The sequence below is a fragment of the Kitasatospora sp. NPDC001119 genome, from assembly GCF_053598475.1.
On sequence record NZ_JBSFKI010000009.1, the window covers coordinates 168328 to 191360 of the forward strand.

Here is a 23033-nt window from a genome sequence, read left to right on the forward strand (position 1 = left end):
GAACCGTCAGGCCGCCGCGAGCTCCCGCAGGTCGATGCCGCGGTGCAGCGCGCGCAGGTCCTCGTGCAGCGTGGACGGCGGAACGGCGAGCACCCCGCACCGGGCCCGGGCCAGGCACTGCCGGGTGACCGAGCGGCGCGTCAGCCCGCGCAGCCTGACCCGCAGGCCGCCCTGCTCGCCGGTGCTGACCACCAGCAGGTCGCCCGGACGGTCGGCGAGCCCGGTCAGCACCGTGGCGGCATCGCCGCGCACGACCAGCGGCCGCACCGGCACGCCGATCGGCAGACCGCCGAAGGCCTGCTCCAGCGCGCTCGCCATCCGCGCCTCGGCGAGTTCCTGCCAGGCGCGCAGCAGCGGCGGGCACGGCCGGGCCCGGTAGTTGCGCTCGCCGCCGACCGGCGTCCAGGCGAGCACCGGCACCAGCACCGCCTGCCGGACCCGGGCCTCCTCGGCCGCCCGGTGCAGGGCGGTCAGGCTGTGCAGGGAGCCGCTGACTCCGACGATGACGCGGGCGCCGTCCGACATGATCCTTCACTTTCCGATGTCAAAACTCTTCAATGTCTGCGATTAGGTTGCCACACTCCCAATTTGGCCTGCAAATCGAAGGCATTAACTGAATATCACCGTGCATCGCTCGGCATACCCATGCCCTGGGCGCAATATTCGAGCACCTGTTCGAACAAGGGCGTACGCTGACCCCATGCACGGCACCGTCCACCTCCAGCCCTCGCTGTTCGACGACACCGACCGCGGCGGCGTCCGCCTCGGCCCGCTCGACGGCCTGCGACGGCAGCCGCTCGGCGACGGCGCCTGGCTCGACCTGCTCCCGGGCTGGCTGCACGGGGCCGACGAGCTGTTCGAACAGCTGGCCGCCACCGTGCCCTGGCGCGCCGAACGCCGCGAGATGTACGAGCGGACGGTCGACGTCCCGCGCCTGCTGGCCTCCTACCCGGCGCACGCCGAACCGCCGCACCCGGTGCTCGGCCTGGCCCGGGCCGCCCTGAGCGACCACTACGCCCGGGAGCTGGGCGAGCCGTTCCGCACCCTCGGACTCTGCTACTACCGGGACGGCCGGGACAGCGTGGCCTGGCACGGCGACCGGATCGGGCGCGGCGCCCGCGAGGACACCATGGTGGCGATCCTCTCCGTCGGCGAGCCGCGCACCCTGGCGCTGCGGCCCCGGTCCGGCGGCACGACCGTCGTCCGCCACCCGCTCGGCCACGGGGACCTGGTGGTGATGGGCGGCTCCTGCCAGCGCACCTGGGAGCACGCGATCCCCAAGACGGCCCGCCCGGTGGGCCCGCGGATCAGCGTCCAGTTCCGGCCGCACGGGGTGTCCTAGGCATCGTCGCCGGGGACGCCCGCTTGCCACCCGTTCGCCGGGCGCGGAGGCTGGCGGGTGGGGCCGCTGCTCCGGGCACCGGACGCCGGGCGCCGGACACCGGGCCCGCCAGGAGGACCGCATGCCGAAGCCGGGCAACTACCGCGCCGGGGTCCCGTGCTGGGTCGTGCTCACCACGCCGGACACCGCACGGGCGCAGGCCTTCTACGGCGCGCTGTTCGACTGGGAGTTCGTCCCGACCGGCCCCGCCGAGGCGGTGGCCACCCGGTACGGCGCCCAGGTCGCGGCCGTCGAACGGGCCCGGCCGAGCGACCCGCCCGCCTGGACCACCTTCCTCGCCTGCCCCGACCCGCTGCGCACCGCCGCCGCCGTCCGGGCCGCCGGCGGCCGCCTCGCCCGCGAACCGTACGAGGTGCCCGAGCAGGGCCGCGCCGCGCTCGCCGTCGACCCGCTCGGCGCCCGCTTCGGGCTCTGGCGGGCCGGCACCATCGACGGCGCCGGCCTGGTCGACGAGCCCGGCGCGTTCGCCTGGAACGAGCACCTCTCCCCCGACCCCGACGCCGCGCGGGCCTTCTACCGCCGGGTCGTCGGCTACAGCTACGACCGGCCGCGGGCGGGCCACACCCTCGCCCGGGTGGCCGGTCGGCCCGCGTGCAGCATCGGCCCCTCCGACCCCTCCAGCCCCTCCGGCCCGGGCGCCGGTTCGGAGGGAGGCGCACGCTGGCTGGTCCACTTCGCGACCGAGGACACCGACCGCGCGGCCGACCGGCTGCGCGCCCTCGGCGGCGCCGTCGTCACCGGTCCGGCGCCGGGGCCGTTCGGCCGCACCGCGCTGGTCCGGGACGACGCCGGCGCGGAGTTCGTGCTGGTCGCCGTCCCGGCCAGCGACTCCGCGGCCGCGGCCTGAGCCCGGGCCGCCGACGCTCCCGCCCTTCACCCGGGGAGCCGGCGAGGCCGCTGCCGTCCCGTCAACTTGCCTCTACGGCAAGAAGATTCGGTACGACCCCACCGCCCGAGGGCGGCCGGACCCGCCGACCCGGCTGTCCGTTGCGCCCGCTACCGTGCTGATATGAGTTCCTTCCTGCGCGCGTACCTGGTCGACCCCGCGGAGCTCCGTGCCCGCGTCGGCAGCGGCGACGACGGAGCGGTCGACGAGGCCCTCGCGTACTTCGGCCCGTCCCTGGACAGGTCCGACGAGCACTTCGCCGACGAGATCGCGCAGGGCGCCCCGACCGCCCTGGAGGCGCTGCGCGCCGTGGTGCACGGCGGGCCCTTCTCCGGGAACGATGACCACGCCTTCCAGTACGGCTACGCGTACCGGCGGCTGTGCTGGCTGGTCGGGCAACCCCTGGAGGTCGACTCCTTCGGCCCGTTCCGGGGCAACTGGCTGGAGGTGGTCGACGACGGTCTGAAGGCGTACGGGATCACCGCCGTCTCGGTCGCGGACTTCCAGTACGGCGGCGGCCTTCCTGCCGGACTCCCCTTCTGCGCGGTGCCGTCCTGCGGCACCTGGTCGGCCGGGGACTGCGGGCAGGCGCTGGACCGGTTCGACCGGGCCGGGCGCGAGGGCCGCGCCCCGGTGCCGGAGCGCGAGGTGGCCGAGGCCGTCGCGGAGGTCGTCGGCTGGCTCCGGATCGCACGGAGCCGGAAGGGCACCGACATCGTCGGCTTCGTCTCCTGAGCCGGTGCCGGCGCCCACGCCCGGAGCGCCCACCCTCACGTACGACAGGGAGTCCCGCACGACGACGGGACTCCCGGCCGCTCCGCACGCGCGGGCGATCAGTCCTTCACCGCACCGGCCAGCCCGGAGACCAGCTTGCGCTGCACCGCGATGAAGAAGATCAGCACCGGCACGGTCATCAGCGTGGACGCCGCCATGATGCCGCCCCAGTCGTTCTCGTCCGGCTTGAAGAAGACCAGCAGCGCCGAGGGCAGCGTCTGGTTCTGGGTGGCGCTGATGATGAAGGTCTTGGCGAAGACGAAGTCGTTCCACGCCGCGATGAAGGAGAACACGCTGGTCGCGGCGAGGCCCGGGGCCACCAGCGGCAGCAGGATCCGCCACAGGATGCGGGTCCGGCCCGCCCCGTCGATCTGCGCCGCCTCCTCGATCGAGACCGGGACGGCCGCGACGAAGCCGCGCATCATCCAGATCCCGAACGGCAGCGAGAACGCCAGCTGCACCAGGACCAGCGAGGCCAGGGTGTTCAGCCCGATGCCTGGGGCGAACCGTCCGGCGTCGCGGAACATGAAGAACAGCGGGATGGTCAGCGCCTCGACCGGGATCATCTGGGCGATCAGGAACATCACCATGATGGTGGTGCGGAACTTGAACCGGAACCTGGTCACGGCCACCGCCGCCAGGAAGACCACGATCGCCGACAGCACCACCACCGACAGCGCGACCACCAGGCTGTTCCCGAAGTAGCGGGCGAAGCCGTCCACGCTGAGCACCTGACGGAAGCTCTCCAGCGTGGGGTGGGCGGTCCACGGCCTGGGGTCGAGCGACTGGATCTCGCCCTTGGGCTTGAAGGCCGAGAGCACCATCCAGAAGATCGGGAAGGCGGTGACCACGGCCAGCACGATCGCGCCGCTGTTGGCGGCCAGCCGCCACCGGCCGCGGGTGTTCCGACCCCGGGTGTTCCGGGGGCCGCCGGTGTTCCGGGGGCCGCTCCCGTCCTGGGGGCCGCCGGTGTTCCGGGCCGGCTTCACGGCCGGGGAGTTCGCCGGGGAGTTCGCCGGGCTCACAGTTCGTTCCCCGTCCGTCGCAGGGTGCGGATGTACAGGACCGTCGGGATCACCAGGATCAGCAGCATGATCACGCCGATCGCCGCGCCCAGCCCGTACTGCGAGGAGGCGAACGCCTTCTGGTACGCGTACACGTTGAGCACGAGGTTCTGGCCGGCGATGCCGCCGCCCTCGGTCATCACATAGATCTGGGTGAAGACCTTGAAGTCCCAGATCACCGACTGGATCACCACGATGGTCAGGATCGGGCGCAGCATCGGTGCGGTGATCCGGCGGAAGGTGGTCCAGGTGTTGGCGCCGTCCAGGGCGGCCGCCTCCATGATCTCCTCCGGGATGGCCCGGATACCCGCGTAGAGGGTGACCATCACGAACGGGTAGGAGTGCCACACCACCACGGCGCCGACGATCAGGAACGCCGTCCACTTGTCGTAGAACCAGTTGAACTCGTGGAAGCCGGAGAGTCCGAGCCCCTCCAGGGTGTGGTTGACCAGGCCGAGGTTGGTGTCGAACAGGAAGCTCCACACCGTCGAACCGGTCATCGCCGGCGCCGCCCAGGCGGCCATCGCCGCGGTGGTCAGCACCAGCCGGGGCCACCGGCCGACCTTGGTGAGCAGCACCGCGAGGGTGGCGCCGACGGCCAGGGTGGCGACCACGCAGAACGCCGCGAAGCCGATGGTCTGGAACAGCACCGTCCAGAACTGCTCGTCCTCGAGGATCTTCGAGTAGTTGCCGAAGCCGACGAAGGAGGTCGGGGCGCCGCCCGAGGCCTGGGCCTGCCCGAAGTCCAGTACGGACAGCAGGCCGAGCTGGTAGATCGGGTAGGCGACCAGCGGGATCAGGATGACCGCGGCCGGCAGGAGCAGCAGCAGCGGGGGCCGCCGGCGCCGGCCGCCCGGGGGTGCGGCCGGCGCCCTTCCCCCACGGCGCCTCTGCGGGGAAGGCGGCGCCGGGGCGGTCGAGGTGGATACGGACACGTGCGGGACCTGCTCTCTGAGACGAACCGGGAGGGGGGCCGTCCGTACGCGGCCGGGGGCCGGCGGTGCGGCGCCGGTGGCTCGGTGCCGGCGGCGGTGACTCGGTACCGGCAGCGCCGGTGACTCGCTGCCGGCGGCGGTGACGGTGGCGGTGGCTCACATGCCGGCGGCGGCGGTCGTGGCGCGCCCCCGCCGCCGGCGGTCGGCCGTCAGTGCGCGGCGAAGGCCGAGGAGACCTGCGCGGCCGCGTCGCCCGAGGCCTTGGCCACGTCCGCCTTACCGGTGACGACCTGCTGGAGCATCGTCGGGATCACCGCCTGGGCGTCGATCTGCGCCCACGCCTGGTCGAGCGGGACGAACCTGGTGCCGGCCGCGATGGTGTCGGTGAAGGGCTTCAGGAACGCGTCCTTCGCCGCGACCTTGCCGCTGACGGACTTGAGCGTCGGCAGGTTGCCCATCGCGTCGTACATCTGCTCCTGGTACGCGGGGCTCGCCAGCAGTTCGGCGAACTCGACGGCCAGCGTGCGGTGCTTGGCCGCCTTCATCACGCCCAGGTTGTTGCCGCCGGCGAAGGCCGGGGCGATCGAGCCGGGCTTCTCGCCGGGCAGCGGGACCACGCCGTACTTGCCCTTGACCGCGCCCGCGTCCACCTTGCTGCGGTTGGAGTTGAGCAGCACCGCCATCGCCGACTTGCCGGCCGCGAACAGGTCGACGGTCTTGCCGCCGGTCAGGTCCGCGCACTGCTGGGCGGGGCAGCCGTCCGCGCCGAAGAGGTCGGTGTAGCGCTTGATCCCGGCCTGCGAGGCGGGCGAGTTGATCGCCGCCTTGAACGCGGCGCCGTCCTTGGTGGCGATGTCGCCGCCCGCGTCCCAGACGAAGGGCAGCGCGGCGAAGGTGTACTTGCCGCCGACGGCGATGCCGAAGGTGTCCGGGTGGGCGGCGTGGATCTTCTGGTTGGCGGCGACCAGTTCGGCGTACGAGGTCGGCGGGGTGAGGCCGGCCTCGGTGAACAGGTCGGTGCGGTAGTACAGCGCGCGCACGCCGACCCACCAGGGCAGGCCGTAGGTCTTGCCGTCCACCACGGCGGTCTTGGCGATCGCCGGGTCGAGGTCGCCCTTGTCCTGCCACGTGTCCAGCTCGGTGGTGATGTCGGCGAGGCCGCCGGCGGCGACGTAGCCGGGCAGGTCGGTGTTGCCGAACTCGACCAGGTCGGGGGCGCTGTTCGGGTCGTTGAACGCGCCCTTCATCTTGGCCGCGCGGGCCGAGGCGTCGGTGTCGATGTAGCTGACGTTGACGGTGACGCCCTGGTGGGAGGCCTGGAAGTCGGTCACGGCCTTGGCGATCACGGCCTCCTTGGCCGCGTTGCCCGCCTCGTTGTACAGCCAGACCTGCAGCGTGCCGGTCCGGTCGTCGGCGGCCTTGTCGCTCGCCGGCGAGGCGGTGCCGGGGGCACAGGCGGTGGCGGCCAGGCAGCCGGCGGCGAGCACGACGGCTGCGGCGGTCCGTCCGATGAGTCGCATGGTGGAGACCTCCCCTCCCGACAGCTGCCGCCGAGACGTCCGCCGCGGGGACGGGCACGTCGAAGCAGGCCCTGACCGGGGCCGATGGTGGGTGAAGTGGTGGGGGTACGGCAGGGCGCAGCGCTCGGGTGGGGCGACGTCGCCTGCTCGATGGCAGGGACGTTAGGCGGGGGCGATCGGCGCCAACAAGAGGGAGTTGGGGAAAGTTTTGCACTGCACAACGTTGTATCGAAGATGAGGCGATCCCGTCACGACCGGGTACGTTCTGACAACCGCCGCCGACCTGCGGGGGAACACCGGCAGAACGACACAGGGAACGGACCCATGACGGAGACGGCGCCCAAGAAACCCGCGACCGAACGCAACCAGTCCTCCTCGCTGCGCCGCGCGCTCGCCGTCCTCGGCTACGTCCGCGACCATGGCGACGGGCGCGGCGTGCCGCTCGCCCAGCTCGCCGACGGGCTCGGCCTGAACAAGAGCACCGTGCTGCGACTGGCCGGCCCCCTGCTGGACGAGCACCTCCTCGACCGGGACCGCGAGACCGGCTGGTTCCGGCTCGGCCACGGCTCCCTGCGGCTCGGCCAGGCCTACCTGACCACCCTCGACCTGCGCAGCGTCGCCGCCGAACACCTGCGCCGGCTCCAGCGCGAGGCGGGCGAGACCGTCCACCTGACCGTCTGGCAGGCCCCCGGGATCGTCTACCTGGACAAGGTCGAGGACGAGACCAACGTCCGGATGGCCTCCCGGGTCGGCAGCCGGGCCCCCGCCTACTGCACCGCCACCGGAAAGGCGATCCTCGCCTGGCTGCCCGAGGAGGCCGTCGCCGAGGTGGTCGCGGCCGGACTGCGCCCGGTGACCGCCTGGACCATCGCCGACGAGCCCCGGCTTCGCGCCGACCTCGCCCGCATCCGCGCCCGCGGCTACTCGATCGACGACCGCGAGAACGAGCCCGAGGTCCGCTGCGTCGCCGCCCCGATCTTCGACCACACCGGCGAGGTGACCGCCGCCCTGTCCGTCTCCGGCCTCACCTCACGGATGACCGCCGCCCGGGTCCGCGCCCTCGGCCCGGTGGTCGCCCAGGTCGGCCTGCGGATCTCCCGCGAGCTGGGCTCCGACCGCCAGCCGTCCTGAGAACGCCCCGTCCCGAGAACGCCCCGTCCTGAACGGTCGTCCGGCGGTCGCCCTGTTCCCGGAAACGCGGACAGGGCCCGGCGCCGAACGAACGGCACCGGACCCTGTCCGACTCTGGAGCGCCAGGCCCGGGTCGCACGGACTCTTCCTACTGAAAGTAGGACGTGCTCTGGTAGCACCACTGACGCCTGACGAGGAATCCCTCCCTCGCGACGAGAAGTACAGTACCAGCTCCGTGATCATCCACCGAACCGGAGGGGAACCCCGCATGACGAGCGCTCGACCCGAGGCCGGTCCGCCTGCCGCCCCGACTGCCGCTCCGTACGCGGAAGGGCGGCTGATGGACGTCCACCTCCCGGCCGCCGGCACCGCCGGACCGGCTCCCGTCGTCCTGCTCTGGCACGGCAACGGCCCGAACGAGCGCGACGTGCTGCGGCCGCTGGCCCGGGAGGCCGCCGGGCTGGGGCTGCTGGTGCTCGTCCCGGACTGGAGCTCCGAGCAGCCGGACCGCGGCGGCGCCGAACTGCTCGCCTCGCTGGCCCAGGCCCGCCGGATCGCCGCCGAGCACGGCGGGGACCCGGCCCGCTTCGTGCTGGCCGGCTGGTCGATGGGCGGCCGCGAGGCGATAGCCGTGGCCACCCACCCGGACACCCCCGCCGAGCTACGGCCCGTCGCCGCCGTCGGCATCGCCTCGCACTACTCGACCACGGCCGTCACCACCGGCGAGGCCCCGCTCGACCACCTGGCCGCCGGCCCGTCCCCCGTCCCGCTCTGGCTGGTCCACGGCACGGCGGACGGGATCGTGGACATCGAGCACACCCGGCGGTTGAGCGCTGCTCTGACAAAGCAGCACTCGGCGGTACGGACCCTCGAACTGCCCACCGACCACGCCGGCGTGGTGATGACCGCCTACCGCCCCGAGGCCGGCCGCTGCCTCCCGGCCACCGACGCCGACACCCTGGCCGCCGGCCGGCGGACCGCCGCCGTCCTCGCCGAGGCGGCGGGGCTGTCCTGACGTCAGTTCCCCGCCGCCGGCTCCCGCAGCCCGCCACCGCGCTCCAGGGCCTCCAGCTCGCGCTGCAGCGGCGGACGCGGGACGGCCAGGACCGGGCAGGCGGCGTGCCGGACGCAGTAGGCGGTGACCGAGGGGTGCACCAGTCGGGCGAGGCGGCCGCGCTCCCGTCCGGCGCCGAGGACGAGCAGGTCACCGGGCCGGTCCGCGCACCGCACCAGCGTGTGGCCGGTGTCGCCGCGGACGGCCTGGCAGCGCAGCCGGACGCCCGCGTGGCGTCCGGCGAAGGCCTCGTCGAGGGCCTGCCGCAGCCGGGCCACGGCGGCGTCGCGGCCGGCCTCGATCACCGGCGGGCACGGGGTGCGGCGGTAGCCGAGTTCGTCGCCGGGCGGGGTCCAGCAGAGCACCGCGAGCACTTCGACGTCCGAGCGACGGGCCTCGGCCACCGCGCGGTGCAGCGCGGCGAGGCTGCCCAACGAGCCACTGATGCCGACCACGATCCGGCCCCCGTCCGCACCACTGTCCGTCATGGCCCGCCCTGCCTCTCCGTCCGCCCGCGCGCCCGGGTGCCCTCGCACCGGGCCGGACCGGACCGCGCCGATTCCACCCCAGCAAAGCGGCCCGCGCCCGTACGGCCACGGGCCGTTGACGCGGCCCTGACGCGGGGCCCGTCCTTCCGTACGCGTCCCTGATGCGGCACGGTCGGAAGCAGGCTCAGGCTTGCGGCGGGCTCGGGCTTGCGGCGGGCTCGGACTCAGGAGGGCTCAGGCTCAGGCGGGCTCCGGCTCAGGAGGGCTCCGGCTGCTCCGCCTCCCAGAGGTCCGCGAACATCCGGTCCAGGTGCTCCTCCCCGATCGGCGGGACCGGCAGCGGGTGGGTCGCCTGGGCGCGGAAGCCGTCGAGCAGCAGGGCAAGGTAGCGGCGCCAGAGGTCGGGGCGCAGCTCGGTGGCGGCCGGCAGGGCTCGACAGAGCGGGCCGAGCAGGAAGAGCAGGTCCATGGTGACGACGTCGCGGCGCATGGTGCCCTGCTCCTGGGCGCGGGCGATCAGGGCGCCGACGGTGGTGGCGTGCCCGCGGCTGATCTCGATCATCCCGGGGATGGTCGGGATGGCCTGGGTGACCAGGTCGTTGATGCCCCGGTCGGCGGCGACCAGTTCGAAGATCCGCCCGAAGTACCGTTCGAGGCCGCTCCAGGCGTCCGCGTCGGCGAGCGCCTCCTCGCCCGCGGCGGCCAGGCCGCCCCCGGCGTCCGCGAACACCTCGCCGATCAGCGCCTCGCGGGTCGGGAAGTGCCGGTAGAGGGTGGCGTTGCCGACGCCCGCCTCCTTGGCGATCTGGTCCAGCGGCACGTCCAGGCCGTGCCGGGAGAACATGTCGCGGGCGGCGGCGAGCAGGAGGTCGCGGTTGCGCTGCGCGTCACGCCGGAGCCGCCCCGGGGGGTTCGCGCTGCTCGGTGGTGCCATGTCCCCGACCCTAGCAAGCGGCGGGCGGATCCACCCCGTCCCGCCTCCGCCCCCGTCGGCCCGCTCAACTACCCTGTGGGGTTCGCGAGATGGACGGTACGCGGGCGTAGCACGGCACGCCGGCGCAAAGGGGGAGCAGGACGATGGCCACGGTGACGGAACTGCGGTACTACCCGGTAAAGGGCTGCGCGGGGGTGGCGGCCGCGCAGGCGGAGCTCACCCTGGCCGGGCTGGCCCACGACCGGGCGTTCATGGTGGTGGACGAGGAGGGCGTGTTCCGCTCCCAGCGCCGGGACCCGGTGCTGGCCACCGTCCGCCCGACGGTGGCGGAGGACGGCCGTTCGCTGACCCTGGCCGCCCCGGGGGCGGAGCCGGTGTCGGTCCCGGTGGACACCGGGGGCCCGCGCCGCGAGGTGCGGCTGTTCGGCGCGCCGTTCTTCGGCATCGACCAGGGCGAGGAGGCCGCCGACTGGCTCTCCGGGGTGCTCGGCGCGCGCAGCCGGCTGGTCCGGGTGCCGCCGGAGCACGACCGGGTGACCGACGGGCTGGTCCCGGGCACCTCGGGCTACGCGGACAGCTGCGCCGTGCACCTGGTGTCGCACTCCTCGCTGGAGTACTTCAACGAGCTCTCCGGCACTCCGCCGCTGCCGATGGACCGGTTCCGCCCGAACGTGGTGGTGGACGGCTGGTCCGAACCGCACACCGAGGATCTGGCCCGCCGGATCGAGGTGGGCGGGGCCGAACTGGGCTACGCCAAGCTCGCGATCCGCTGCGCGGTGACGATGGTGGACCAGTCCCACGGCACCAAGACGGGCCCGGAGCCGCTGCGCACGCTGGCCCGGTACCGCCGGGCGGCGGCGGGCGGGGTGGCGTTCGGCAGCAAGTTCGCGGTGCTGCGGCCCGGCACGCTGCGGGTGGGGGACGAGCTGGCGGTGGGCGCCTGGGGGCCGTCCGAGCTCTGAGCCGGGGGGCGGCCGTAGCTACTACGGCTACGGTTACGGCCGCACGGCGGTGACCTCGGCGGGGAAGCCAGCCGAGGCCACCGTCGTGTCGGAGCGTCCGGGGACGGCCCCGGGGTGATCAGCGGACGGTCAGCAGGTCTGGTCGATCAGCGAGAACGTGGCGTAGTGGTCGCCGGTGTAGTAGTCCTCCTGGCTGGCCTGCCCGGTCACGATCCGACGGGCGCCGCGGGTCGGGGAGCCCGGGGTGATGACGGTGTACTCGTGGTAGTAGCCGTAGGACTCGCTGGGCAGGACGCCCTCCCGGTTCTGGAAGACCACCCCGTCCTGGGAGTAGGGGAACGGTCCGCCGGAGGCGATCAGGTTGAGGGTGTCGGTGGCCTGCGACGGGAGGGCGGAGAGGCAGACCGAGCCGCTCACGTCGGCGTGCGCCTCGGTGGCGACGGCGACCGGGGCGAGGGTCATCAGGGCGACGGCGGTGACGGCGGCGGCGCGGGTCTTCCACGCGCGTAGAGTGCGAGTCATGTCCACCAGTCTGACGAGACACCGTCAGCTCCGGAAGCCCTCAGAAAAACTATTAACCAGCGAGTAACTACCCTTTACCTACGAGGACTTGAGCCGTACGCCGAGCCCCGCGCCCCTCTCCCGGAGCCGTCCGCGAAACGCCCACGAACCGCCCGTCCAGCGCAAGGGTCGACCGCCATCGAACTCATGTCGGAGCTGTCCCGACCGGACCGTGCCGCATAGAGTGCCGCCTAGCCGGACGGATCACGGCGGGGCCGGGACGACCGCCGGAACGATCGCCGGAGCAATCACCGGAACGATCGCCAGAACGACTCTGACGGGGTGGGCATGGGTACGGGCTCGGGCACGGCACTGACGGCCCACCAGCTGATCGGCCTGCTGGTCGATCCGGGCGGCTTCCGCGGCTGGGACGAGCCACCGGCCGTCGACCGGCCCGACCCCGGCTACCGCGCCTCCCTCGACCGCGCCCGCGAGCGCACCGGCCTGGACGAGGCCGTCCTCACCGGCGTCGGCTCGATCGACGGCCGGCCGGTCGCCCTCATCGCCTCCGAGTTCGGCTTCCTCGGCGGCTCGATCGGCGTCGCCACCGCCGAGCGGATCACCCGCGCCGTCGAGCGCGCCACCGCCGAGCGGCTGCCGCTGCTCGCCCTGCCCGTCTCCGGCGGGACGCGGATGCAGGAGGGGTCGGCGGCCTTCCTCTGCATGCTGCGGATCACCGCCGCCGTCCAGGCGCACCGCGCCGCCGGCCTCCCCTACCTCACCTACCTGCGCAACCCCACCATGGGCGGGGTCTTCGCCTCCTGGGGAACGCTCGGACAGCTGGTCCTCGCCGAGCCCGGCGCCCGGCTCGGCTTCCTCGGCCCGCGCGTGTACGAGGAGCTGCGCGGCGTGGAACTGCCGCCGGACGTCCAGCGGGCCGAGACCCTCGCCGGCCAGGGACTGGTGGACGCCGTCGTACCCCCGCAGGAGCTGCGCGAGCTGCTCCGCCGCACCCTCGCCGTCCTCGCCGCCGCACCGCCGTCCCCTACCCCTACTACAGACCCCACCGCCTCTCCGAGCCCCGCGCCCGTCCGCACTCACGGGCACCCCGACGCCTGGGACTCCGTCCTCCGCACCCGGCGCCCCGACCGCCCGGGCACCCGCGAGCTGCTGCGGCACACCGCCGAGGAGCTGGTGCTGCTGGACGCCCCCGGCGGGCGCGGCGGCGCACTGGTCCGGGCGCTGGCCCTGCTCGGCGGCCGGCCCGTCCTGGTCGTCGGCCAGCAGCGGCAGACCCCCGAGCACGAACGCCCCTTCACCGCCGCCGACCTGCGGGCCGTACGGCGCACCGCGCGCCTGGCCGAGCAGCTCGGACTGCCGCTCGTCACCGTGGTGGACACGGCCGGCGCCGAGCTGTCCGCCCAGGCCGAGCTGGACGGCATCGCGGTGGAGATCGCCCACTGCCTGACCACCCTGCTCGCGCTGCGCACCCCCGTCCTGGCCGTGCTGCTCGGCCAGGGCTCGGGCGGCGGGGCGCTCGCGCTGCTCCCGGCGGACCGGGTGATCGCCGCCGAGCACGCCTGGCTGGCGCCGCTGCCGCCGGAGGGCGCCTCGGCGATCGTCCACCGGGACGGCGCGCACGCCGCCGAGCTGGCCCGCGCCCAGGGGATCGGGGCGCACCGGCTGGCCGAGGTCGGGCTGGTCGACGAGGTGGTCCCGGAGCTGCCGGACGCCGCCGAGGAGCCGGCGGCCTTCTGCGCCCGGCTCGAGCAGGCGGTCGGCGCGGCGCTCGGCGCCCTGTCGGCGACCACCGAAACGGACCGGCTCGCGGCCCGGGCCGTCCGGCACCGACGGCTGGGCGACCTCCGATAGGACCCGCCTCCCACCTCCCGCCGCTTGGCGCGGCGATGTCGCGCCGATCCCGCCGCTCGGGTGTGGCGCCGGTCTCAACGCGGGGTTGATCGTCTGTACCCACCGTGCTTCGACCGGGCCGGCGAGTGACGCCCGCCGAGCCCCGCACGGTGAGTGCGCTCACACGTGATCAACACCCACGACGGGCGGTAGTAGACACCCCCGGAACGCCCGCGCCACCCCGGCACCCCCCGCGTTCGCGCAGCTCACCCCCGCTCCGCACGCTCCGCGCGACCGCCCCTTCGAATCCACGGCGGCCCCTTCCGTACGACCGTGGGTCGTACCGAGAGGGTCTTGGCGGGGGCCGATGCCGTCTGCCAACAATGGCTCAGTCGTCAGCCGCACCGGCACCTGTCCCGCCGGTGAACGGCTTGCTGCCGGGTCACGACCCCGCGACCGTTACGGCCCCTGTCCGGCCGAGGTCCGCGGCGGGGAGTGACCCGGCCCAACCCGATTGAGGTCCTGCTCTTTATGCCCGCTTTCAAGCTCCGTATGCGCACCTCCGCCGCGATCCTCGCCGGCGCCGCCGGTCTGACCGCCCTGGGCGCGGGTGTCCTGCCCGCCACCGCGAACGCCGCCACCGCCTCCCCGCAGGCCATCGCCGCCCAGATCGTCCCGGCCAACCAGCTGGCGTCCTTCAGCCAGATCATCGCCCACGAGTCGAGCTGGAACGTGTCCGCGACCAACGCGAGCTCCGGCGCGTACGGCCTGGCCCAGGCGCTGCCGGGCTCCAAGATGGCCTCGGCGGGCTCGGACTGGAAGACCAACCCGGCCACCCAGATCAAGTGGGCGCTGGACTACATGAACACCCGCTACGGCAGCCCGAACGCCGCCTGGAACTTCTGGCAGGCCAACCACTGGTACTAAGCCGACCCCATCGGCCCACCAGCCTCCGACCGTCACCTGACCACTCCCCCTCACCCCGGGGGTCGGACAGGGACCACCGGGGTGCCCGAGAGGGCCCGGACCCGCGCGATCCGCGTGGTCCGGGCCCTCTTGTGGTTCCCCGGCGCCCGTGGGCGGCGGGCTCCGCAGGTGCTCAGGCTCCGGCTCCTCGGGCCCCGGCTCCTTGGGCCCGGCTCCTTGGGCCCCGGCTCGGGGACTACAGCTCGTGGACTACAGCTCGCCGGTGAGTCCGAGCAGCTCGCGCATCCGCGCGTACTTGGCGGCCAGCCGCTCGGCGGTCGCCGGGTCCAGCACGGCGAGGCGGGCCGGATCGGAGTTGTGCGCCAGGTCCGCGCGCTTGACCAGCAGCGCGCCCGGCGTGGCCAGGATGCGAGCCGTGTACTCCTCGACCGGCTCGTCCCGGCGCCGGGTGAGCGCGTCCACGATCGCCTTGGTCTCCTCCGGCAGCGCGGCCCCGGCCAGCCACTCCCGGCTCAGCCGGTCGTCCTCGACGGTGTCGTGCAGCCAGCCCGCCGCGACCTGCGACGCGCTGCCGCCGCGCGCCGCCGTCCCGTGGGCGACCGCCGCGATGTGCTCGCCGTACGGGTGGCCGTTCTTGTCCACCTGCCCCCGGTGGGCCCGGCGCGCGATCGCCTCCACCTCGGACAGGCTCAGGTACTGGTCCTCCATCGGCTCATCGTAGGCCCGGGCGGTCGGCGTCGCTCCGGGCGGTCGGCCTCGTTCCTGGCAGTCGGCCGCGTTCCTTGGCGGTCGGCCTCGTGCCTGGCCCGCCGATCCCGCCGACGGCCCGACCCGGCTGGCGTGCCCGCGACAGGCCCGTTGATCACCTCGCCGACGGCCACTGGTTTACTGCCCCGGGGGTTCATTGGCTTCGGGGGGTCACCGCGCTCGGGAGTCGGCGCCCCCGACGGGAGACCCCCGTCGCACCGGCAGATCCGCCCGAGCGATCCGAGGAACCATGCCAGCCCTGCACCCCCTGCTGTCCGCCTTCGCGCCGATCTGGGCGCTCACCGGCGTCGGCTACGTCGTCGGCCGCACCGGGCTGCTCGGGCCGCAGGCCGAGACGGTGCTCAACCGGTTCGTCTTCCACGTGGCGATGCCGGCCGCGCTGTTCCTGATGATCGCCCGCACCCCGCTGGACCGCTTCGCCAACGCCTCGATGCTCGCCTTCACCGCGGGCACGGTGGTCACGATCGGCCTCGGTCTGCTCGTCGGGCGGCTGCTGTTCCACCGCAAACCCGGCGAACTGGCCGTCGGCGCGATGGCCTCCGGCTACGTCAACTCGGCCAACCTCGGCATCCCCGTGACCATGCAGGTCCTCGGCGACGCCTCCTTCGTGGCGCCCGTGGTGCTGTTCCAGATCCTGGTGGTCACCCCCACCGTCCTGGCCGTCCTGGACGGCGGCGCGGCCGGGCGGCGGGCGCTGCTCACCCTTCCCGTCCGCAACCCGATCCTGCTGGCCACCGCCCTGGGCGCCCTCGCCTCGGCGACCGGACTGCACCTGCCCGCCGAGCTGAATCGTTCCTGCGAACTGCTCGGCGGCGCCGGCGTCCCGACCGCGCTGATCACCCTCGGCATATCGCTGCACAACCGCCCGCCGGCGGAGGGCCGTCCGCGCCGCACCGAGGTCGGGCTGACCGTCGCGCTCAAGACCCTGGTCCAGCCGCTGGTGGCCCTCGCCGTGGCCGGCCCGCTGCTCCACCTGCCCGCGCACCAACTGCTCACCGTGGTGCTGTTCTCCGCGCTGCCCACCGCCCAGAACGTGTACACCTACGCCCGCGAGTACCGGCAGGGCATCGCCCTCGCCCGGGACGCGGTGCTCTGGTCGACGCTGGTGTCGATGGCGACGCTGTCGGTGATCAGCTGGACTCTCGGCCCCGCGTAGCCCCGGCCCTCCCTGGACGCTCAGTTCTCCCGGGCGGCCGCCACCACCCCGGTCATCGCCGTCAGGAAGCGTCGGGCCGTGTCCAGCTCCGCCGGCTCGAACTGCCGCATCGCCGCGACCAGATCGCCGATCAACCCGCCGAAGAAGCCCTCCCCCAGCTCCATCGCCCGCTCCTCCACCAGCAGCCGCACCCGGCGCCGGTCCCGCGGGTCCCGCTCGCGCCGGATCAGCCCGAGCCGCTCCAGCCGGTCCACCAGACCGGTGGTGCCCGCCGAGTTCAGCCCCAGCGCCTCGCCGAGCCGGCCCGGGGTGACCACCTCCCCGGCCCTGGCCGCGTCCAGCAGGTGGATCAGCGCCCGCAGATCGGTCGGATGCAGACCGTTGCGGGCCGCGAACTCGGCTCCGAACAGGTCGAGTTCGACCGTCAGGCCACGCAGCAGGTGCACCAGCCGCATCGGGTCGGCAACCTCGGACACCCTGTCGTCCTTCCTCGGGGAGGGCATGTGCGACTATTCTCTCGCTCGGCGAGATACTTGTTCAGCGTAATACTCGTTCACCGTGACACTTGCCCGGCGAGTGGTCCAGCCGGCTCGGCCGCCATCACACCACACCCGCGGAGGCCCTCATGTCCGCCCGCACCGCCCCCTTCCTCGCCGCCTACGACGCCCTGCTCGCCCGCTGGCCCGTCCCGGTCGAAGCACTCACCGTCCGCACCGCCCACGGCACCACCCGGATCAACGCCTGCGGCCCCGCCGACGGCCGCCCACTCGTCCTGCTCCACGGCGGCGGCGCCACCTCCACCCTGTGGTTCGCCAACGCCGGCGCCCTGGCCGAAGCAGGACACCGCGTCCTCGCCGTCGACCTCATCGGCGACCCGGGCCGCAGCGTCCACGACGGCGCCGCCCTCGACGGCGTCCCCGGCCTGCTCGGCTGGCTGGACGCCGTCCTCGACGGACTCGGCGTCCAACAGGCCGACGTCTGCGGCCACTCGTACGGCGGCTGGATCGCCCTGGAGTACGCCCTGCACGCCCCCACCCGGGTCGGCCGGCTCGCCCTGCTCGACCCCACCCAGTGCTTCGCCGGCTTCCGCCCCGGCTACCTGCTGCGCGCCCTCCCCCTCTTCCTCCCCCACCGCACCCCGGCCCGCGCCCGCGCCTACCTCGACTGGGAAACCGGCACCACCCCCGGCCCCGACCCCGCCTGGCGCGAGCTCTACGCCCTCGGCTACGCCGACTTCCCCGCCTCCCCCGTCGTCACCGGCCCCCGCCCCACCCCCGAACGCCTCCGCACCCTCACCACCCCCGTCCTCACCCTCCTCGCCGCCCACACCCGCACCCACGACCCCCACGCCGTCGCCCGAACCGCCCGCCACACCCTCCCCCAAGCCGAAGTCGCCATCATCCCGGCCACCTCCCACCACAACCTCCCCATGGCCGCCCCCCACGACCTCAACCCCCGCCTCACCACCTTCCTCACCCCCACCCACCACCCCTGACCACGTACCCCCGCAGCATGAGAAGTCGGCCCATCCGACTTCTCGCGTCCCCCCACTCAGTCACACCAGGAGGCACGGCCCGGATCCGCCACCGCATGCCGCCTATCAGTCTCCGCCGCGTCCACGCCTGCGATCGGCCCGGCTTGATGCCCTGCGGCAGCAACGGTTCAAACCACGTCAACTGACTGTTCGTCAGATCTCCATGTCCCACGGAGCGTGATCGTTTCACCGCCGAGATCCACTTTCGCGACAAGCCCTCGCGCACCCGCTCGCCAGGCAGCAGGCGCTTCACAGGCGGCCGGTCGGGACAGGGAGGCGATCAGTCCGGGCGGAGCTCTTGCAGGCCTTGCGCTTGCCCCGGCCGTCGTCCCACCGGGACTGTTCGCCGGGTTTGCAGCAGATCAGGGTGACGATCGAGACCCGTCGACGGGAGCGGACCTCACTCCATCTCCCGCTCCACTTAAGCAAATTGCCACTCACTCAGCCCGGGAAGCGAGCGACTGCGGCCGGGCAGTAAGCACCACCTGATCACCGACGCCAACGGTATCCCGCTCGCCGCCCCCTGACCGGCGGGAACCGCAATGACGTCACCCGGCTCATTCCACTGCTTCAGGCACTGCCGTCCGTTCGCGGCAAGCGCGGCCGGCTCCGGACTCGGCACTCAACACGGGGTCGTGGAACGCGCCTTCGCCCACCTGCACTGGTCCCGACACCTGCGCATCCGCTGGGAGATCCGCGATGACATCCACGAGGCCTTCCTGAGCCTGGGTTCCATCGGGCGCCGCATTCGCCTGCACCCATGCCGGGCTCAGCCGCTGGTTGAGGCCGAGCTCGCATGCCCGCTCCTCCAGCCTGACCAGCGAGGTCGTATCGAGGACCTTCAACTCCCGAGGCACCGGCTCATCCGAGTTCATCGCCCCATGCTGCCCGATGGCACCCCAGCGCCTGGAACCGACCATCGAAGATCATTTCGTTAGGAGTTCTTACTCCTGGATGGTGGACCGACGCCGCGCACGTATCGCACGACGAGGGCGTACCCGCGGATCGACGGCTCTCAGCCTCTGCGGCGAGGCGGGTTCAACCTGAGCTTGTTCCTTATGGTGCGGCTCGGTTTCGCTAGCGGGGCGGGTGTGAGCGGACCGGTCCGGTTCGGTCGCGTTCGATCAGCGTGGCGGGGCGTTTGACGGTCTTGCCCACGTCGCAGCGGGGGACTTGGTCCGGTTCGGGATGCCGGCCGGCCTGGGCCCGGGCGGGTCGGCTTGAGTGCACGTTGTCTGTAGTCGGCCCTACTCGGCGTCCTGTGCCTCGATCAGGTCGAGGTCGCGAACGCAGAAGGTGTGGTGCTCGAAGGTCTCCTTGAGCACCGTGCCGAGGCACTGCCGCACCAAGCGGCCCCGGGCGTACGGCGGCCAGACATCGTCGTCGGGCACCGGCGCTCGCCCTGCGAGCTGCACGGCGGTGACCTCATCGAGCCAGGCCTCAAGCTCGGCGGCCTGCGCGTCACGCACGCTCACGATCTCGTCGAGGGCCGGATCGAGCGAGAGGTCAAGCCCGTGCGCTCCACGGTAGGGCTCGACAGTCGGCCCAATGCCCATCGGCGTGAACAGCTCCGTCGAGCCCAGGCAGCAGCGGCGGAACCACGAGTCGTGGACGAAGACCAGGTGGCGCAGCGTCTGCACCGCCGACCACTCGTCGTTCACGCTGCGGCGCTCGATGCCGGGCGTACGGCGGATTCGCTCGATCGTGGCGGCCCAGACGGCATTGAGCTGACGCGATGCCTCGCGCAGATCGTCAGGGTCCTCGGAGCGGATCAGCACCCGCACCGGATGACGCCGGTCGAGCTCTGCCTCGACGTACTCGGTGACCTCGACACCGTTCACTACGAGGTTGGTGACGTGCCCGTCGATCACGGCATCCTGCATGACGACGCCGATCAGGCGCGCCCCGGTCAGATCGCACTCGCGGAACTCCGCACTGTGCAGATCCTCGTCGATATATCGCGTCATGCTCCGCATACTAGGTCCGAGCACCGACAAGCCGGCCTCCCCGGTTTGACTTAGCTTGTTCCTTGGCATCGGGCCCTGATTGTGCTCGTCGATGGCTCACTCGTTCGGGTGATCGGCGGACATGGGGACGGCCCGGTCGTGATCCTGACTCTGCGAGGAGATCGAGGAATCGACGACGGGGCCGTGCCGATGAATGTGCTCCGACTTGCCACCCGGCGAGACATGTTCGTGGAACTGTCACTCTTCCGGGAGGACTACTACGCCAGCCTGTCCGCGCGGGCGGACGCGTTCTTTGAACCGACCGACGCGCTGCTGTGCTCGGATGCGCCCACCCGTACGCCGGTGGAGCTGTCACTGACCGCCGAGCAACGCCGCGACTACGGCTCCCTGTACGGCGCGCTCGACCACGGCCGTCTGGACACCGAGCTGCTGCGGGACCTGCTGGCCGAGCTGCCACTGCCCCGCTTCGCGGGCCGGATCGTGCTCACCGTGGACGTCTCGCCGTGGCTGCGCTCCGACGCCGCCTGCTCGCCCGAGCGGCTGTTCTGCCTGGTCCACGGCCGCGCTGGCCAGGCGTCCAACCACGTGGTGCCGGGCCGGCCCTACTCGTTCGTCACCGCGCTCACCCCGGACCGGACCTCGTGGACGCAGGTCCTGGACGTGGTCCGCCTCGGCCCGACCGACGATGCTGCGCTGGTGACCGCCGCCCAGCTGCGGCAGGTGGTCCGGCGCCTGGTCGCCGCGGGTCAGTGGCGCGACGGCGACCCGGACATCATGATCGTGATGGACGCGGGCTACGACCCGATGCGCCTCGCGTACGTGCTGCGGGACCTGCCCGTCGAGGTCGTCGGCCGCCTGCGCTCGGACCGCGTCCTGCGACTGGCGAAGCCCGCCTACGTCTACGACCCGAAGGGCTGGGCCCCCGAAGCGCGGGCCCCGCTTCCCACTCGCCGACCCCGCCGCCTGGCCCGAACCCACGCTGACCACCAGGAACGACACCCCGCGCTACGGCAAGGCCGAGACGACGGCGTGGGACCGGGTCCACCCCTACCTCACCCACCGCTCCGCCTGGATCGGCGACGACGGCGAACTCCCGCTGGTCGAGGGCACCCTGATCCGGCTGAAGGTCGACCACTTGCCCGGCGACCGCGACGCGCCACCGGTCTGGCTGTGGTCCTCCAAGACGGGCGCCACCGCCGATGACGTCGACTTCATCTGGTCGAGCTACCTGCGCAGATTCGACCCGGAGCACACCTCGTGATCATCGCCCACACCCCGCTCCGCCTCGCCGCCCCACTCGCCGCCGACCAGCGCCGCCCTCGGGAGAAGACCAGCCGCCCCGGCGTCGCGCTGACGCCGACCCGCGTCCGCCGGGGGTTCCGGAACATCCGACCCCCACCTGCCCAGTCCGGCCCGTGCGCCCAAACCCAGCACGCCCGGCCCCGGCCGGCCACCCGGCATCCCGAACCGGACGAAGGCCACCCCCTGCGACGTAGGCAGAACCGTCAAGCTCCCCGCCACGCTGATCGAACGCGACCGAACCGGACCACAGCGATCAGCGCCCCGGTGAGCACGCCCCCACCCCGTTGGTCAAGGATCAACCTGAGTAACGGCGCAGGAAGTCGGCCAGGCGGCAGGATGTGGGACCCCGTTCCGGAAGGGGGCCGGGAGCAGGGACCGGATACAGCTGGCCGGCGCCGCTGGTGGAGGGTTAGGCCACGAGGTGCAGGGGTGGGTGTCGGAGGCGTGGGGGTGCGGGGGGCGTGCGTAGCGTTGCCGGATGACCGAAAGGACGCGGGGCGGCGGGGCGGCGCAGGTGAGTGCGGCTCATGTGATGGCGCCGGCGGTGGTGTTCGCCATTCCGGTGCTGAAGCTGGCGTGGACGCTCGGGGGTGGGGACGCGGCCCGGGACGCGCTGCTGGCCATGGGGCCGGCGAACTGGGTGGACGTCGTCATCGGGATGTTCTTCGCCGAGCCGGTGCTGGCGGTCGTGCTGGCGGCGGTGCTCTCCTACATCGGCTACGCCTACCGGGCCGCTCACGGCGGGGCCGCCCGGCGCCAGGGGCGGGCCCTGGCGGAGACGGCGGCCCGGGCGGCGATCCTGCCGGGGGCGCTCGGGGTGGTGGTCGGGGCGTTCAACGGGCTGTGGTGGGGTGTGGCGGCGGGCGTCCTGGGCTACCTGTTGCGGCTCGGCGTGGTGGCCGAGTACCGGACGGGCGCGCGCTCGGCCGACACCGGCCGGCGCACCGGCCGGACCGCCGTGGCCTTCGGGCCCCGGGCCGTCGAGGCGGTCCGGGTCGCGGCGCTGCTGCTCTCCCTGGTGGTGCTTCCGGTGCTCTCGGTCGTCGCCGCCCTCGACGGCCGGTCCTGGACGAGCGTGTTGATGTGCGACGTCGACACGGGCACCGGCCCGCAGCGCGCCCGGCTGGTCGAGCTGGACCGTCAGGCTCCGGGCGTCGTCGGCTGGGACGTTCCCGCCCACGAGGTGGTCAGCGGCACCAACTGCGCCACCGACCCGGACGACGTCCTCCGCGCCCCGTGGTGGCGCCGGTAGGGCCGACGACCGGACAGGCCGGTCCGATGATGGCCCTCCTCCCTCCGAGGCCATGGCGTACCTTCGCTGGAACGCGCCTCCGTGGGCGCCGTCCACGTCGAGCGCACGGCTACAGGACTGCCCGAGGCCGCTGCGGTCCGGGACGGGAGGGTGGCGCCGGTGGGGGCTCAGTAGATCAGGTAGCCCGGGCGGTGTCCTTCGTCGTCGATCTCCCCGGTCGCCTGGGCCCGCAGCTTGCGGGACAGTTCCTCCAGGGCGCGGGAGGCCGCGACCTCCTCGCCGATCCTGGCGAGCGGACGGTCGTCCGCGCTCTTCACGGATTCGCCGTGCGCGCTCAGGCCGGGCGCCCTGGCGCCGGTCAGCCTGGCGTCACACGCCGTGTGCACGCCGTCTTCCTCGAACCTCAGCTCCACGTCCCACTGGTTGTGCATGCCACACCTCCTGGCGGCGGCCCCCGTCGCGCCTGTCCGGACCGGCACGGACGGTGGCCCGTGGCGGCCGCTCACACCAGCGTGCGCCTGCCCTGCCGATGGCGGCAAGCGCTGCCGGAGGGCCTGGTGGCCCGCCCCACCGCGGGCGTGTGGTGCGATCGGCCCGGGCACCGGCCCGGCGGTAGGCTGACGGG

General features: G+C 73.3%; 23 protein-coding genes and 1 pseudogene. 13 read left to right on the top strand and 11 right to left on the bottom strand.

All coding sequences use genetic code 11. The features are described 5' to 3' along the window. Positions 1-6 precede the first annotated feature (6 nt). Complete coding sequence (locus ACWDD9_RS13935) at positions 7-525, bottom strand: universal stress protein (protein WP_074004506.1); 519 nt, start codon at positions 523-525, stop codon at positions 7-9. A 175-nt stretch (positions 526-700) separates the two neighbouring features. On the opposite strand from ACWDD9_RS13935, the gene ACWDD9_RS13940 reads away from it, so the two are divergent. The 3 genes from ACWDD9_RS13940 to ACWDD9_RS13950 all read left to right on the top strand — a co-directional run bounded on the left by ACWDD9_RS13940 (position 701) and on the right by ACWDD9_RS13950 (position 3023). Further along, positions 701-1342, top strand: a complete 642-nt coding sequence (locus tag ACWDD9_RS13940) for an alpha-ketoglutarate-dependent dioxygenase AlkB (protein ID WP_049650653.1) — start codon at positions 701-703, stop codon at positions 1340-1342. A 121-nt stretch (positions 1343-1463) separates the two neighbouring features. Next, positions 1464-2249 carry a VOC family protein gene (locus ACWDD9_RS13945; protein ID WP_416874519.1) on the top strand — a complete coding sequence of 262 codons (786 nt, stop codon included), beginning with the start codon at positions 1464-1466 and terminating at the stop codon, positions 2247-2249. A 162-nt stretch (positions 2250-2411) separates the two neighbouring features. Beyond that, positions 2412-3023 (top strand): DUF7691 family protein, encoded by a 612-nt coding sequence (locus tag ACWDD9_RS13950; RefSeq protein ID WP_449811714.1) that lies wholly within the window; start codon positions 2412-2414, stop codon positions 3021-3023. Positions 3024-3121: 98 nt separating this feature from the next. On the opposite strand, the gene ACWDD9_RS13955 is transcribed toward ACWDD9_RS13950, so the two are convergent. The 3 genes from ACWDD9_RS13955 to ACWDD9_RS13965 form a co-directional block, all read right to left on the bottom strand. Beyond that, positions 3122-3946 (bottom strand): carbohydrate ABC transporter permease, encoded by an 825-nt coding sequence (locus ACWDD9_RS13955; protein WP_049650666.1) that lies wholly within the window; start codon positions 3944-3946, stop codon positions 3122-3124. A gap of 137 nt (positions 3947-4083) precedes the next feature. After that, positions 4084-5061: a carbohydrate ABC transporter permease gene (locus tag ACWDD9_RS13960; protein ID WP_049650656.1), complete on the bottom strand. Its 978-nt coding sequence runs from the start codon at positions 5059-5061 to the stop codon at positions 4084-4086. A gap of 209 nt (positions 5062-5270) precedes the next feature. After that, positions 5271-6581, bottom strand: coding sequence for an extracellular solute-binding protein (locus ACWDD9_RS13965; protein ID WP_074004501.1), 1311 nt, complete (start codon positions 6579-6581; stop codon positions 5271-5273). Between the two features lie 324 nt (positions 6582-6905). Between ACWDD9_RS13965 and ACWDD9_RS13970 the strand changes: the two genes are divergently transcribed. Next, the gene (locus ACWDD9_RS13970; protein ID WP_049650658.1) at positions 6906-7712 is read left to right on the top strand and encodes an IclR family transcriptional regulator; all 807 of its coding nucleotides are present in this window, start codon (positions 6906-6908) and stop codon (positions 7710-7712) included. A 268-nt stretch (positions 7713-7980) separates the two neighbouring features. Further along, positions 7981-8727 carry an alpha/beta hydrolase family protein gene (locus ACWDD9_RS13975; protein WP_449811715.1) on the top strand — a complete coding sequence of 249 codons (747 nt, stop codon included), beginning with the start codon at positions 7981-7983 and terminating at the stop codon, positions 8725-8727. A 2-nt stretch (positions 8728-8729) separates the two neighbouring features. Here the strand turns inward: ACWDD9_RS13975 and ACWDD9_RS13980 are convergent, their stop codons facing one another. Together ACWDD9_RS13980 and ACWDD9_RS13985 are read right to left on the bottom strand one after the other, a co-directional pair. Beyond that, entirely contained in the window at positions 8730-9254 is a 525-nt protein-coding gene (locus ACWDD9_RS13980; protein WP_074004499.1) for a universal stress protein, read from the bottom strand. Positions 9255-9510: 256 nt separating this feature from the next. Next, positions 9511-10188: a TetR/AcrR family transcriptional regulator gene (locus ACWDD9_RS13985; protein WP_117492341.1), complete on the bottom strand. Its 678-nt coding sequence runs from the start codon at positions 10186-10188 to the stop codon at positions 9511-9513. Positions 10189-10331: 143 nt separating this feature from the next. Here ACWDD9_RS13985 and ACWDD9_RS13990 point away from each other — a divergent pair, with 143 nt between their 5' ends. Beyond that, positions 10332-11150, top strand: a complete 819-nt coding sequence (locus tag ACWDD9_RS13990) for an MOSC domain-containing protein (protein ID WP_449811716.1) — start codon at positions 10332-10334, stop codon at positions 11148-11150. 129 nt (positions 11151-11279) lie between these two features. Here ACWDD9_RS13990 and ACWDD9_RS13995 read toward each other — a convergent pair whose 3' ends face one another. Continuing rightward, the gene (locus ACWDD9_RS13995; protein WP_049650667.1) at positions 11280-11612 is read right to left on the bottom strand and encodes a ribonuclease; all 333 of its coding nucleotides are present in this window, start codon (positions 11610-11612) and stop codon (positions 11280-11282) included. Between the two features lie 387 nt (positions 11613-11999). Here ACWDD9_RS13995 and ACWDD9_RS14000 point away from each other — a divergent pair, with 387 nt between their 5' ends. Both ACWDD9_RS14000 and ACWDD9_RS14005 read left to right on the top strand, forming a co-directional pair. Then, a complete protein-coding gene (locus ACWDD9_RS14000; protein ID WP_449811717.1) occupies positions 12000-13523 on the top strand; it encodes a carboxyl transferase domain-containing protein in 1524 nt (507 codons plus the stop codon). Positions 13524-14054: 531 nt separating this feature from the next. Next, a complete protein-coding gene (locus tag ACWDD9_RS14005) occupies positions 14055-14429 on the top strand; it encodes an aggregation-promoting factor C-terminal-like domain-containing protein (RefSeq protein ID WP_241853055.1) in 375 nt (124 codons plus the stop codon). A 249-nt stretch (positions 14430-14678) separates the two neighbouring features. On the opposite strand, the gene ACWDD9_RS14010 is transcribed toward ACWDD9_RS14005, so the two are convergent. Then, positions 14679-15137, bottom strand: a complete 459-nt coding sequence (locus ACWDD9_RS14010; RefSeq protein WP_449811718.1) for an HD domain-containing protein — start codon at positions 15135-15137, stop codon at positions 14679-14681. Positions 15138-15426: 289 nt separating this feature from the next. On the opposite strand from ACWDD9_RS14010, the gene ACWDD9_RS14015 reads away from it, so the two are divergent. Next, a complete protein-coding gene (locus tag ACWDD9_RS14015; protein ID WP_449811719.1) occupies positions 15427-16353 on the top strand; it encodes an AEC family transporter in 927 nt (308 codons plus the stop codon). A 20-nt stretch (positions 16354-16373) separates the two neighbouring features. On the opposite strand, the gene ACWDD9_RS14020 is transcribed toward ACWDD9_RS14015, so the two are convergent. Beyond that, complete coding sequence (locus ACWDD9_RS14020; protein WP_049659353.1) at positions 16374-16808, bottom strand: MarR family transcriptional regulator; 435 nt, start codon at positions 16806-16808, stop codon at positions 16374-16376. Positions 16809-16978: 170 nt separating this feature from the next. On the opposite strand from ACWDD9_RS14020, the gene ACWDD9_RS14025 reads away from it, so the two are divergent. After that, positions 16979-17848 (top strand): alpha/beta fold hydrolase, encoded by an 870-nt coding sequence (locus ACWDD9_RS14025; protein WP_449811720.1) that lies wholly within the window; start codon positions 16979-16981, stop codon positions 17846-17848. A 491-nt stretch (positions 17849-18339) separates the two neighbouring features. Next, a pseudogene (locus ACWDD9_RS14030) lies at positions 18340-18618 on the top strand (transposase); the annotation flags it as partial. 516 nt (positions 18619-19134) lie between these two features. On the opposite strand, the gene ACWDD9_RS14035 reads toward ACWDD9_RS14030, so the two are convergent. Further along, the gene (locus ACWDD9_RS14035) at positions 19135-19854 is read right to left on the bottom strand and encodes a DinB family protein (RefSeq protein ID WP_449811721.1); all 720 of its coding nucleotides are present in this window, start codon (positions 19852-19854) and stop codon (positions 19135-19137) included. 228 nt (positions 19855-20082) lie between these two features. Between ACWDD9_RS14035 and ACWDD9_RS14040 the strand changes: the two genes are divergently transcribed. Together ACWDD9_RS14040 and ACWDD9_RS14045 are read left to right on the top strand one after the other, a co-directional pair. After that, entirely contained in the window at positions 20083-21057 is a 975-nt protein-coding gene (locus ACWDD9_RS14040; RefSeq protein ID WP_449811722.1) for a transposase, read from the top strand. Positions 21058-21634: 577 nt separating this feature from the next. Continuing rightward, positions 21635-22408, top strand: a complete 774-nt coding sequence (locus ACWDD9_RS14045; protein ID WP_449811723.1) for a hypothetical protein — start codon at positions 21635-21637, stop codon at positions 22406-22408. A gap of 167 nt (positions 22409-22575) precedes the next feature. Here ACWDD9_RS14045 and ACWDD9_RS14050 read toward each other — a convergent pair whose 3' ends face one another. Beyond that, on the bottom strand, positions 22576-22839 hold the full coding sequence (locus tag ACWDD9_RS14050; protein ID WP_049655929.1) for a dsRBD fold-containing protein: 264 nt from the start codon (positions 22837-22839) through the stop codon (positions 22576-22578). Between the last annotated feature and the right edge of the window lie 194 nt (positions 22840-23033).